11 protein-coding genes and 1 tRNA gene are annotated in these 12,634 nt (G+C 58.4%); 7 read left to right on the top strand and 5 right to left on the bottom strand.

The genetic code is table 11. The annotated features are described in order from the left end of the window. Positions 1-99 precede the first annotated feature (99 nt). From ACZYZ5_RS00635 to ACZYZ5_RS00625, 3 genes are all read right to left on the bottom strand, one after another. Positions 100-759: an SDR family oxidoreductase gene (locus ACZYZ5_RS00635; RefSeq protein ID WP_463898447.1), complete on the bottom strand. Its 660-nt coding sequence runs from the start codon at positions 757-759 to the stop codon at positions 100-102. Between the two features lie 1,527 nt (positions 760-2,286). Next, entirely contained in the window at positions 2,287-3,126 is an 840-nt protein-coding gene (locus ACZYZ5_RS00630; RefSeq protein WP_463898444.1) for an HNH endonuclease, read from the bottom strand. Next, a complete protein-coding gene (locus ACZYZ5_RS00625; protein ID WP_463898441.1) occupies positions 3,119-4,624 on the bottom strand; it encodes an AAA family ATPase in 1,506 nt (501 codons plus the stop codon). The genes ACZYZ5_RS00630 and ACZYZ5_RS00625 overlap by 8 nt, the downstream gene beginning before the upstream one ends. Positions 4,625-4,964: 340 nt before the next feature. Here ACZYZ5_RS00625 and ACZYZ5_RS00620 point away from each other — a divergent pair, with 340 nt between their 5' ends. The 4 genes from ACZYZ5_RS00620 to ACZYZ5_RS00605 are packed head-to-tail and all read left to right on the top strand — an operon-like array spanning position 4,965 to position 9,479. Beyond that, entirely contained in the window at positions 4,965-6,239 is a 1,275-nt protein-coding gene (locus ACZYZ5_RS00620; RefSeq protein ID WP_463898439.1) for a dsDNA nuclease domain-containing protein, read from the top strand. After that, entirely contained in the window at positions 6,239-6,832 is a 594-nt protein-coding gene (locus ACZYZ5_RS00615) for a hypothetical protein (RefSeq protein WP_463898437.1), read from the top strand. Before ACZYZ5_RS00620 ends, ACZYZ5_RS00615 begins: the two co-directional genes overlap by 1 nt. After that, positions 6,829-8,814, top strand: a complete 1,986-nt coding sequence (locus tag ACZYZ5_RS00610) for a coiled-coil domain-containing protein (protein ID WP_463898435.1) — start codon at positions 6,829-6,831, stop codon at positions 8,812-8,814. The genes ACZYZ5_RS00615 and ACZYZ5_RS00610 overlap by 4 nt, the downstream gene beginning before the upstream one ends. Positions 8,815-8,816: 2 nt before the next feature. Next, entirely contained in the window at positions 8,817-9,479 is a 663-nt protein-coding gene (locus ACZYZ5_RS00605) for a hypothetical protein (protein ID WP_463898432.1), read from the top strand. Positions 9,480-9,835: 356 nt separating this feature from the next. Here ACZYZ5_RS00605 and ACZYZ5_RS00600 read toward each other — a convergent pair whose 3' ends face one another. Further along, positions 9,836-10,102: a hypothetical protein gene (locus ACZYZ5_RS00600; protein ID WP_463898430.1), complete on the bottom strand. Its 267-nt coding sequence runs from the start codon at positions 10,100-10,102 to the stop codon at positions 9,836-9,838. A gap of 592 nt (positions 10,103-10,694) precedes the next feature. Between ACZYZ5_RS00600 and ACZYZ5_RS00595 the strand changes: the two genes are divergently transcribed. Both ACZYZ5_RS00595 and ACZYZ5_RS00590 read left to right on the top strand, forming a co-directional pair. Then, a complete protein-coding gene (locus ACZYZ5_RS00595) occupies positions 10,695-10,961 on the top strand; it encodes a hypothetical protein (protein ID WP_463898428.1) in 267 nt (88 codons plus the stop codon). Positions 10,962-10,963: 2 nt separating this feature from the next. After that, the gene (locus tag ACZYZ5_RS00590) at positions 10,964-11,209 is read left to right on the top strand and encodes a hypothetical protein (protein WP_463898426.1); all 246 of its coding nucleotides are present in this window, start codon (positions 10,964-10,966) and stop codon (positions 11,207-11,209) included. Positions 11,210-11,680: 471 nt separating this feature from the next. Here the strand turns inward: ACZYZ5_RS00590 and ACZYZ5_RS00585 are convergent. Then, positions 11,681-11,761 (bottom strand) — tRNA-Leu (locus ACZYZ5_RS00585). Between the two features lie 204 nt (positions 11,762-11,965). Here ACZYZ5_RS00585 and ACZYZ5_RS00580 point away from each other — a divergent pair. Then, positions 11,966-12,571, top strand: a complete 606-nt coding sequence (locus ACZYZ5_RS00580; RefSeq protein ID WP_301226264.1) for an ANTAR domain-containing response regulator — start codon at positions 11,966-11,968, stop codon at positions 12,569-12,571. Positions 12,572-12,634: the final 63 nt, after the last annotated feature.

Here is a 12,634-nt window from a genome sequence, read left to right as displayed (position 1 = left end):
CGGTGGTAGATGACGGTGATGCTTTTCAGCGACCGCCGTGGCGAGCAGAAGTCCATGATGAGTGCCAGCTGCCCCTTGTGCCCACTCTCCCCGAACGGGCTAGGCCACCGCCTCCAGGGCTGCAGCGATGGGCTGGCTGCCGTCGCGGAACCCGATAGTCCGGCCGATTGCGGCGGGCAGCTCCAGTACGGCCGCAGCGACGAGGGCGACGTTGGCGCGGGCGGTTTCGGCAGCCTGCCAGGGCTCGTTGACCTGGACGTCTATCAGGCCGCTGCCCGGCTTGTCCGTGAGCGCGCCGGGGCCGAGGATGGTCCAGTCCAGGCTGGTGCCGCGCAGGTAGGAGTCAGCGGCGGCCTTGGCCTCCGCGTAGTGGAAGAAGGGGTTGTCCCGTGGCACTCCGTGGTCCGGTCCGGCTCCAAGATAGGACACCATGACGTAGCGGCCGACGCCGGACTGGGCAGCAGCGTCCATCGAGCGGATCGCGGCGTCACGGTCCACGGCGTAGGTCCTCCCGGGGTTTCCGCCGCCGGCACCGGCCGACCATACGACGGCGTCGTGACCCGAGAGCGCCTCGGCGATTTCCGCCGTCGTCGCATTCTCCACGTCCAGGACGACTGGGGTGGCGCCGGTTGCCGCGACGTCGGACGCGTGTTCGGGGTTGCGGAAGATGGCGGTGACCTCCTGCCCGTCCGCAGCCAGGACTTTGGAGAGTTCCCTAGCCACTTTTCCATGGCCGCCGATGATCGCGATTCGGGTCATAGACCCATTCTGTCCCACGTCCCGGCATCCCGGCACCCTTTGCGCTATCAGATTCGGCGGCGTTGCCGGCGGCTGGCGTCCAAAGTGATAGCCCAACCGGGTTATGTGCATTGACTACGATGTCGTCGATATAGCTGTCGCCCGCCTGCCGAGGGCGCTCCGCGCCCAGTTGCACGCAGGTTAGGGTCGTGAACCCGGTCCCGACCCGGTGGCTGGAGTAGAGGAGCTTGCCTGCCGGATGCCCACAAAACGTCTGGCGCACCCAGCTCGTACGGATAGTCCCGTTCCGGCTGCCGACAGCGATGGCCAAGAAGATCTGATCCCCAATCAGCAGCAAGTCATGCGGTTCCTGGCGTTCCTGGCCATGAATGAGTGAGCAGCAACACCGCTGCTCCAACCAGAGAAGGAGCCAGCTGGCCAGAGCAACGGCCACGACAAAAAAGGGCCCCCGCAGGGGCCATAAGTGAACAGTTTGTGCACACTCAGAGGCCCACAAGCCCGTGAACAGGGAAAACACTGTGCCCGAGGTGGGACTCGAACCGGGTTCCAGCCCCTGAATACTCGCCACTCCCCCGCAAACATCGCCAATCCGGTCCAGTCCGGCCGATGTACCACCCGGTCCGAAGCCCAGGGTGTGCACATTGTGCACACCCTCTTTTTTGCCCACTCCGGCGCCCCCAACCAGGCTGCATACTCGGCCGTCCGGGCGGGGCAGATTTGTCCTGCGCGCGATTTCGCTCCGATATGAAGAGTGGGCCCACCCGGAACCCGACCGTCCGCAAATGAGTGCCGCACTAAGGGGCGGCCCTCATGCTGAAAATCAACGAACATCATTGCGGCAGGTTCCTCCTTTCCGAACATCTCATGGAGAAGCGAAGGGCCACCTGCATGACCACCCGACAGCCCGGCCCTCCACTAAGTGTGCACGCACCACCAACGGCGCAGCGGAGCCCGCCGCCCTCAGCGACCACAACTCCCATTGCGGAACTCCACCCCAGAAGCCGTCGGCATGGTCAACATCCTTCCACCAGCTCTCGCTCGCTAGGTCAAGGAGTCAACAAGACCGGGCGCAGTTCCTATGGACTGTTTACCGCCATCGTGAAGCCGTAGGCTCCCTGCGCATTGATTCGTCACTGATCCTCCGCCACTATTGGGTTGCTCGAGGATTGTCCAGATAGGTCGTCAAGACCTTCGTAGGTGTCACAGAACTCAACCAAGCCAAGGCCTTTCAGCCGAGTGAGTGCGTCGCTGAAGCCGTCGTACCTGATCCCCTACGGCCCTCCTTGAGTGAGGATCGCTTGCTTTAGGACTTCACGCGTTCCTGATTCACTCGCAACCTGACTGATGTCACGGATCATCAGGAGAAGCCTTAGACCGACTTGCGTCTTGGCAAGCGCGGCAGTGTCAGATATGAGGTTCCCCTTGTACTCATCGGTTGTGAGTCCAGGAATCCACGACTCCGCAATTGACTTATCTGACTTGTCAACTGGGCCACAAGCTGAGCTTCTGCAGCCCAATACAACGGGGTTACAGCAATTTCAGGCGTGTAGTGAGGTACCAGTCACTCTCGAGCATGGCCTCATACGCTGCGCCCTCCCACGAATTGACGCGACCGCCGGACTCTTGGACGGCCATCCGTTGGAGATGATCTCGCGCCCAGTCGAGAGTCATGGTTTCGGCATCCAGGTACCTCTCGAAATTATTGAGTGACTGCGCAGCCCAAACGCTGAAGCGTTCCCAGAGCTTGAATACCTCCATGTGCGCATTCAGTCGCGCCTCGAGCTCGGGATTCGAATTGGCGAGACTCACCTCAAAAGCGACGACGGGAACACCTAGCCTGCCCTGCTTAACCGTCGCTGACAGCCACGCTGTGTCGAAAGCTGTGTCGAAGTAGGGGTGCAGAACCGCTGGGGCTGTCTGCCCCGGCTTGTAATCTAGCTTCGCGAAGTTACAGTCTCCACATGCTGGAACGAGGTTGGCAGGATGCACTGCCGTACCCGCGAAAGCCTTCTTTGGGAGGTAGTGGTCGAGCTGTGCAACGCTTCCTTCACCACAGTAAGGACAGAGCTTATACGGTGCTGCGTTCTTGATGCCGTCGCGGATCGCTTTGGTTCCGATGCGCCGCGCGAATTGGACATCGTATAGGTCGGACATTGCGTCCTGACCCAAACCCTGAACATCAAAGTGCGGGCCCTCAGCGCGATCGAACTGCAGGTCTGCTGCGAGTTTATCGAAGGCGTTGCATCGAGCTTGGACGATCGTCGCAGCCTTGGTAAAAGGTGCGCGACTGTCCATCTTTTGAATGGTTCCGACGGCCGCATCGTAGGCATCGATTGAGCTCGTTGTTGGGACACCGAGGCTATACATGACTTTCACCTTGCTGGTATTCGAGGGCGCTCAATACGAATCGTCCTTCGCCGCCGAGCTGATCACCCAGGGCCTCGATAACATTCTCGGCAGAACCATTGTTCTGTGTAAGCAGCTCTCGAAGCACTTGGTTGTAACCAGTCCGATTTACGTCGAGATGAAAGACCTCCGACGTCAACCGCGAGACAGATTCTCCGAACGTCTCTGTGGGGAGCTGCAAAGCACGGAGGTCTTCGCCGCTTCGCTGGAGCGTCCAGACGCACGAAGATGGCACCTCCTGAAGAACGACCGGCGAGTGAGTCGCTACGATAGCGACGCCGTTACGGTCGATTACCAGGTCGGAGATTGCCCGCGTGAGCGCTGACAAGAGCGGGGGATGGAGGTGAGTCTCCGGTTCGTCAATTAATACTAACGATCGCTCCTCAACGAACTGGACCAGGCGAGTCACCGTTAGGACCACTATCTTGTGTCCCGAACTCATTGCGGAGAATGCTTCTAGCGCCCTAGACCTTCGAGATGCCACGTCCAAGCTGATGAGGTCGCGTATCATCGTGTCGGCAAGGATCGGGTCGGAGTCCGAGAGCGTGTCAATCGCGGCAATCCAACGATTCTTGCGGCGTCCGCCCGCGCACTCGCTGAGCCCCTTGAGGAACTGCTCTTCAAGCGTATCCCCGTCCAAATCTGACAAGCCGACCGCGTGAACTTCAATCCCACTTATAGATGACGCTGGCATTTCAGCGTTTTCGCGATCGAACGCCGAGTATGCGACATGCACTGCATTGGCGAATGGGGCTTCCGTCGAGTTTGCGAGGCTTGACGCCATCCCATCCAGGAAGACGCCGGAAGCATACTCTGCGCCGCTGGCTGCTGCGACAAAGTCTCGGAGTAATCGCGATTTGCCGACGCCATTCGCGCCAATGAGCACATGCACGTTCGTCGGCGGCATCACCTCCGGGTGAACACCGAACTCCAGGCGTAGGGGCGGCGCAGTAGAATTCGGGAGGGTACGTGTATAGCTGAACCTGTACGGCGTCAGTGGGGCTTGACCGTGGACGATTCGTCGGAACTGGGTAGTTACTGTCTGGAGGGGAAGGCTGCGCAGAAGCGAGACTGAAAACGCATCCTCGCCACGCACCTGTTCAAAAATGGAAGGGGCTTCGGCGACGTCCCGGAGGGCGCGGAGAGCTGCTCGCCCGACCCCGTTAGGTAGCTTCGCCAGCGCTTCATAGTACTCCCGGTCTTGTCCGAGTGAGTAGAACGGCTCGTCAAGCCGGGTAAATGTGCGCCGTAGCTCAGTGTGAGGGTCATACGCTGCCATGCCTCGAGGCGCAATTTTGACGGCGCCGATCTCGGTGGCCCCATCACCGGTCCCGTAGTGAAGGACGTAACTAGTCCTGAAATGGTGGTCGTCCCAGTTATCGATAACCAGCGTGAACGTGCCAGCCGTCTGTGTGGGCCACGTGCCTTTGTCAACGACATTGAAGCGAGGAGTAGTCATGTGACCATCCTCCCAGAGCAAGTGGCCTTGAACTGCCAGTGAATTCGCGTTCGGACAGCAACAGCCGGGGAGCGACTATTCAAGAATTCGCATTTTGCGCTCCGCGTGTTGGTGACGGTCGAATCCGCCGCCCACGGGCGGTGTGTCCTCGGAGAGGGACGTCCGATGCATCAGAATCTTGGTCACCTAGAGTTCAGGCCAACAGATCGACCGGACTGACGTGGTCTGCGCGCCGTGCGGCTATTTGAAATGAATGCAAATACATTCGGAAGTGGCAAGTAGAGTCGTCATACAGTTGCTGAAACCTCGAATCGCCGACTCAGATATAGGAATGGGGCCAATGTCTGAACTCCAGACCGATGAGTCTTCGCCGGACCATGGGCATCCTCCGTTCTCGGCCAATTCTGCGACACCAGACTTTCTCGCTGCGCTCGCCTCTGACCGATCGGGCTACGAGACATTCTCCAGATACCGCTGGCAAGCAAAGCAGTCCGTTTGGCAGTGGCTAACTTGCTTGAGCTCAATCGATCCGCCGACGGCAATAGTTTGCGAACATGTGGAAGACATCGTCATTGTCTACGAGTCAAAGCTTCGTTTCGCGCAACTTAAGACACGCGACAAAGGGTCGTGGAGTGCGAATCGAGTGTGTTCGGAAGGCCACGGGATCGATGCCTTGGTTCGATCGTTCAAGGAGGCCGAGATTCATGGCCTGATTGAGATCAGCACTTTTGAACTGTGGCTTGAAGGTCCCATGGCTGAAGCCAAGGAGACGGTCAATTTTTTCTCCTCGCCTACCACCGCCAGCCCGGCACTTCGGAGGAAAATCGTTGAACTGGGTATGCCCGCTCGAAAGGTCGATCGTTTCCTAGAGCGTTTGATCGTCAGGCCACAACAGCCCACTAGGCTCCACATCGACGCCGTGATACTTCAATACATAGGAGCTCTTTGGCCAGCCCTGTCGACTCCGGAGCGCGAGAGCATTTTTGGCGGCCTCCTTGAAGCAGCACAGCAGGCGCAGGCAAACGAGCACCGCACGGCGACGGTTGTCGCCCGTCTTGCCGAGCAACTCCATGGTTCACCTGAGACCACCAGGGCTTTCAGCAGTCAGGAGATGACGGGGATAGAGTCGCTCGCCACTCAGACACTGACTCGAACGTCTCTGCTATCGCGCGTCCCGCCACTTCAGGGCGCAACCCGGGAGGATCTGCTCGCAAGAATCAAAAATGGTGAAGTGACAAGTGCATTGGAACTCAAGATGCGAGCGGCCGGCGTCACTAAACAAACTCTCGATTTGGCCCAAGGACTCCGCGCAGAGGCTGAAATAGGGCGCCAAGAGGTTCTAGGAAGTCGGCCGGATGCGATCTCGACTCTTGAAAGTCTCGAACGCCGAGTACTTCAAACAGCAGATGCGGCGGCCACTCGCGCGAGACTGATGGCTGGGGGCAATCCGGCGATCGCATCACAGCCTGGTGAATACGTCGTCGCAGAGCTGCTAAGCCAACCGATGCAACTGGCTCACCTCGATAGCGACAAATTGTTTCAAGCCGACAGCAACCTTGTCTTCGGGTTCCTATGCCATGTTTCTGATACCTGCAAGTTTTGGTGGCAGTCCTGATGACGGAGAATCTAGGGGCTATCGTCGGACACTCGCCAAGTGGCGGATCATCGAAGTGGCAGCAATATCGATCTAGTCCTGAAGCGGAAGCCCGGCTGCTTCTCCTTATCGACGGTTTCAGCCGGAAGACGACTGGTCCTCGGACTTTGGAAGGCCGAGTAAAACTGGCCAAGCTGGACTTCCTTCTGCGCTACCCGCGTCACCTCGAACGAGTCCTGGAACGTAGGCAGGTTGGCCTAAGGGCGCGCACTGAAATTTTGGAAATCAAGGATACAGCGCCAATTGACAGCCGCATGATGCGCTATAGGTATGGTCCTTGGGATCCTGCCTACTATGCCATTCTGGGAGCTCTAATTGGACGGGGTCTAATCCAAGCGCTCCCGCTCTACGGTAGCAGCGGTTTCGGCTACCGTACGACGTCAAGAGGAGAAACCGTTTCAGTCAACCTTGCGGACGACGAGTCATTCGGTGAGCTTCAGGCGCGGGTCAAGATTCTTCGCAGGCACCTTGACTTGTCTGGCACTACTCTAAAGGGCCTTCTTTATGAATTGCCTGAAGTTGCTGATGCAACATGGAAGGAGGACATACTGTGAGTACGTCCCCAGAAGACAGTAATCATGAATTGACGACAACAGGCAGTACCCTGCAGGACCATCGTTTGCGCGTCGTCGAGGTGGAGCTCCTCGGAGGCGGACGGACTGTTCGGCTCTTTCCCTCGCTCAACTTCGTTCGCGGAGACATCACAACGGGCAAGACGACCTTCGTACGGCTGTTGCGCTCACTCTTGGGCACTGTGCCTGACAATTTGCCTCCCGAAGTCGGGCACGTCCGCGCCTTGCGAGGGACGTTGCAGCTCCGTATGAACAACTGGCACGTGTACCGTCCACTGGTGACGACGCGGACGGCGCCCGTGGAAGTCGCTCGTGTTAAGAACGACGACAATGCAATCACATCGGACAATGAGGCGGTTCGCCTGCCTGCAACAGGACCAGAATCCTCGTATAGCCGCTTCTTACTTGACCAACTGGCCCTGCCCGCAGTTAGTGTCCCAGAAGCTCGAACCGATCCGATGTCGAGGTTGTCAGCGGTGAGCATGACTGACTGGCTGGGCTACTGCATCGTTACCGGTGATGAATTGGACTCAGATGTATTCGGTCACAAGGACCGATTCAAGAACCAGAAGCGTCGGTGGATCTTCGAACTTGCCTATGGCTACTACGACGTTGAACTGGCGGCCCTAATAGCCAGGCGACGAGGCGTGGAACTCAGGCTGGACAGTCTAGACAGGGAAGCAGAAGTCATCCGCCGTTTCCTGGAAGGCACGCCATTTTCTGACGAAGCAGAGATTCAAACAGCCATCACGCAGCGTCAACAAGCGCTGAAGTCCATTGAGCAACAACAGCGAACGGTTGCTTCGGAAAGTGTAGACGCTGCCGAAGTTGGCGATCTTCGCACTTCAGTGCTCGAGCACAGGAATATTCAAGACACGCTACAAGCTAACGAGGCACATCTCACCACACAGCTGACCGATCTCCAGGAACTAAAACGGCAGCTAATCAGCCAATCGGCTCGTTTGACTAGAGCAATCGTTGCTGACGAATGGCTCGTGGACTTCGACTTCGTCGTCTGCCCCCGTTGCGGCAACGGCATTGAACCGAACAGGGTAGAGAGCGGCCATTGCTACTTGTGCCTGTTGCCCGAGAACTCGACGACGTCACGCGAGGCGCTACTCTCCGAGCAGGACCGCATTATTAGCCAGATTTCCGAGACTGATCGAGTCATGGAATGGCGGCAATCGGCGCTCGACAAAACGAAGTCGGACGTCGAAACCAACAAGATCATTCTGCACCGCTTGGCCGCTGAGTTGGACCAGCGGACAGCTTCCTTCGTTTCGGACAGGGCCGCGGTTATCCGCTCGCAAGCGAGGGACATAGCAACAATAAGCGCTGACATCGAAAAATTCCGTGAATATGCACAGCTCTTGGCGCGTCATTATGATCAAGACCAAATTCGGAGAGAACTTGAAGAAGAGCGGGAGGAGCTCAGCCATGCTATTGAGGGCCGCGAGACCAATCGATACGATGCTGACCAAAATCTCGAAGCTCTGGAGAAACGGATTCTTGAGTATCTGCAAAGACTTCGCATTCCACAGTTGGCAGACCTCCTAACCGTACGAATCAACCGAACGACCTTCCTACCGGAGGTCAGCGGAAGGTCATTCGACGAACTATCAAGTCAGGGGCTAAAGACGCTTGTAAATGTCGCTCATGCCCTGGCCCATCATACTGTCGCCATCGACAGGGGTCTGCCGATACCTGGGTTGCTCGTCCTGGACGGCATTTCCGCCAATGCTGGACGCGAAGGGTATGATCGCGATCGGATAGGCGACATGTACCGACTACTGATTGAGGTCGGAAATGAGTACGAAGACCACCTGCAGCTGATCGCTGTGGATAATGACATACCCGGCTCCATCGTCGACGAAGTACGGGACTCCATTATCCTCGAGCTCAGCCAGCAAGACAGGCTCATCCGCTTTGCACCCCCATCGCCGAACGACGAACTCGGAATCTGAGCATGGCAATTGACGAACAGCGCGGTCGCCGAGCCGTTGACAAGACAACTATCGACACGTCGGTGAGGACCCAGCAACGATTAGCGGTACGTGAAGTTGCGCGCTTACGGCGGGCTCACTCCAAAATGTCCCCTGAGGAGCTCCTCGCGCATGTCAACAAGCACTATTTAAGGGATGCCAGAAGAATTGGCGCGAAGGCTGGCCAAGTGGCTATAGCGCAAAGAACACCGGTTCAGACCGCCGCCGATTCAAGCGCTTTCAAGCAACGCTCGGCCCTATATGTGCTCACCGTTGCCGAGATCCACAATCTGCACCCCGAAGACTCCGAAACGCGAAACGACTTAGTGGAAATTGTCTTCGCAGCGAACTGGGTTTCTCATGCCGTCACGTCGGAGCCTGTCATGGGCCGCCCGGTGAACTACTGGACTCAGAAGGTCGTTGGCGGAATCCCGGAGACAGTCCTGAAATTGAGCGATATTGCCTTGGGAGACCGCTACGCGATCAGGCAGGCAGTCGCTACCTATGGCCCCGACGCTCTCAGAATCGGAATCGGCACGCTCGGATACTGGAGTTCAGGGCAACTTGTCGTGCGACGTACAGACAGGGTGCTTGAACCGCTTCCTGAAACGTGGGAGGAGCGGCAAACGAATCAAGGGGGCTCGTAGTCCTAGTCCCAGGACCCCTACGGAGGGGTGCCCAACAACAGTTCCCAGGCCTTCTGCCCGGGAGGGCGCGACCGCTCAACCATTGCGAAGTCGGAACTATCAAGCATTGTCAACAGTCCGAATCCAAAAATCGTCTGACCTGCGGAAACACGTGCCCGAGGTGGGACTCGAACCGCGTTCCAGCCCTTGAATTTCCGCCGCTCCCCCGAAAACCTCCGCAATCCGGCCCAGTCCGGCACCAGGCGTCATGGGGCCAGCCTAGTCCTGCGCCAAGAAGCCACGTCATGACATCTATGAAGCGAAAACCGCAGGACCGCTTCAATAGTCGACTTTTTTTCACGGGCGCCTGCCCGGGATCAGTCTGTTTTGGGCATAGAGTCGTTGGGCATAAGACTTCCTCCGTCTGGAAACTGGGCGATAAGTCCTTCGATTCGTGTCCTGCGCCGCGAGATCCATATCGGATACCAGACCGCGATACCGGCAAACGCGATGGTGGCCAGCACCCAGAACCAGGGATGATCCGTATTCTCGAGCGTCAGGAAGACACCCATCGCCGCGAATGCACCAAACAGAAGGGGCCCGATCCAGAACATGTAGCGCTCCTGGGCGGCAATCTTGGTCAACTCGGGAATCCACTGCTCCGCGGCCGCACCTTCCGGGAGCCGGCCTGTAGATACTGCTTCCCTGAGTCTGGTTGCAGTAGGCCAGCCGACAGGCTTCTTCCTCTCCCTGGCACGCTGCCAGCGGGTCAGCCACAGAGCCAAGCCGCCCACCGGTCAGGCCCAATACGCCGGTGACCGCAACCTCGCTCGGCTCCACCTCTTCACCCTGGAGGAGTTTCATCCCAAGCATGAAGACTGTGAACACGACGGCGATCCCCACAACCAGAGCCCACCTCGGTGCCCGGCGGAGTAACCGCACCCAGCCGCTTACGCTGTCATCGTCCACATCCATCCCCCATTCGAATGCTGATCAGCAGTACCATCCTCGTTAGCCTGACCCTGGCGTCGCCAAGGATCTCGGACGAAAACGGGTGGAAGTCATCCTTGCATACGAAGTGGGCGCAGGGCAGGAACCCTCCCGGGCTAATAGTCCAGCCGCGGACGAGGTAACTACTTCGACTCAACGAGCTCTCTGGATCCGGCTTGGTTTCAGGGGAGCTGAGAAGTCTTAGCTCCTCGTGACAGGACCTGTTGGTACCCATAGGCTCAGGGCATGAGTCAAGGCGCAACGGAGTCGAACCGGAAGCAACAGCGCATCATGCTGGTGGCGATGTTCAGCATGCTCATCGTTTCATTGATGAACCTCTTCTTGCCGGTTGTTGAACCATGGAGCCTGCTAATACTCGGCCTCCAAGTGGCGCTTACGGTAGTTTTTGTCGTTCTGCTGTGGCGCTTGGTTCTCCGTCAACGCGACCAATACTGGCGGACAGAGGAAAAGAGCCCAGACACCCTGATCTCTAACGTCGTTGCAAGGATGTAGGCATGAGCACAACGTCCTCCGCGCGGTTCGGGAGTTGGTTCCAGGCTTGGTGCGGACTGGGCGTCGGCGTATGCCTCATCCTTCCAGTCCTGCTGCGCCTGGAAGAGGAAGGCTGGACACGGGTCAACATCTTCTTCGTGATCGCAGGCACTGTACTGACCATCTTTTGGGTGACGAGGCTAACCATCCTTGGCTGGACCAAACGGCAGGAAGCCTCAACGGAACCTGAAGGACGACGGACCCACTAGCTTAGATTTCCTCTTGTCGCGCCATCCCATGGATAGGTTGTAGCAGCCGAAACGTACCCTAAGCGCCGACGCCCCGGCGGCGTCCTCGCCACTGGCAACGACATGGGAGCCTGCAGATTGCCAGAATCAACCGGAACAGAGCGGTCCGGTTCCGCAACCCAACGCCGGGCAGAACCCGTCAACAAGACGCACCAAGTCATGCACTTACCTGGCAGCGGCGCCATGAACAGTCATGACATCAAGAAATGCAAACCAGCAAATGCCGCACCGCTCCCCCAGCTAGCGTCCAGTCATGCAGTTAGCGGCACCCCGGGCCATGAACGAGTAAGCAGCGCCACCGCTACCAGAAACCTCGAGAAGGAGCCGCCGGCCACAGCAACGGCCGCCAACAAAAAAGGCCCCATAGGGGCCCATAAGTGAACAGTTTGTGAACACTCAGAGGCCCACAAGCCCCTGAACAGGGAAAACACGTGCCCGAGGTGGGACTCGAACCCACACACCTTTCGATACCGCATTTTGAGTGCGGCGCGTCTGCCATTCCGCCACTCGGGCGCGGAACACCGGTGTCATAATCGCACAGCCACAGTGCTGTGAGCAACGCGATCGCTTCCAGTGCGCGAAATTACTCTACATGCAGATAGGCTGAATTCCAGAATCGCGCCAGTGACGCCGCATTGAACCCAACCAGGTCCCAGTACACCAGCGGTGACAACCTAAGATGGTCTAGTTCCCGCCGTACCTTTCCAAGGAGTTCCCGTGTCAGAACAGACGGAGTCAAACCCCACGTCCAAGCCGGCGCGCCGCGTGGTCGTGGCCGAGGATGAGACCCTTATCCGGCTCGACATCATCGAGATCCTGCGGGGCGAAGGCTACGACGTCGTCGGCGAAGCAGACAACGGTGAGAAGGCCGTGCAGCTCGCCGAAGAACTGAAGCCGGACCTCGTCCTGATGGACGTCAAGATGCCCGTCATGGACGGCATCACCGCTGCCGAGAAGATCGTCAAGGCCCGGATCGCGCCCGTGGTCCTGCTGACCGCGTTCAGCCAGAAGGAACTCGTTGAACGCGCCCGCGACGCCGGCGCCATGGCCTACGTGGTCAAGCCCTTCACCCCGGCGGACCTCATCCCCGCCCTGGAGATCGCACTCTCCCGCCATGAGGAGATCAAGGCGCTCGAAAGTGAAGTGACCGACCTGCAGGAGCAGTTTGCCACCCGCAAGCTCGTGGAGCGCGCCAAGAGCCTCCTGACCACCAAGATGGGCCTGACGGAGCCGGAGGCCTTCCGCTGGATCCAGAAGACGTCCATGGACCGCCGCCTCAGCATGCGCGAGGTAGCCGAGACCATCATCAACCAGGTCAACTAGCCGCAGGCACCACAAGAGCCAGGCAACGATAGACAAAAGGGAGGGTCCCCGCCAGCGGCGGGG

Source organism: Pseudarthrobacter ribosi (genome assembly GCF_055412865.1).
Note: the sequence above shows the minus strand (reverse complement) of the source record. Positions and strands in the feature narration are given on the sequence as shown.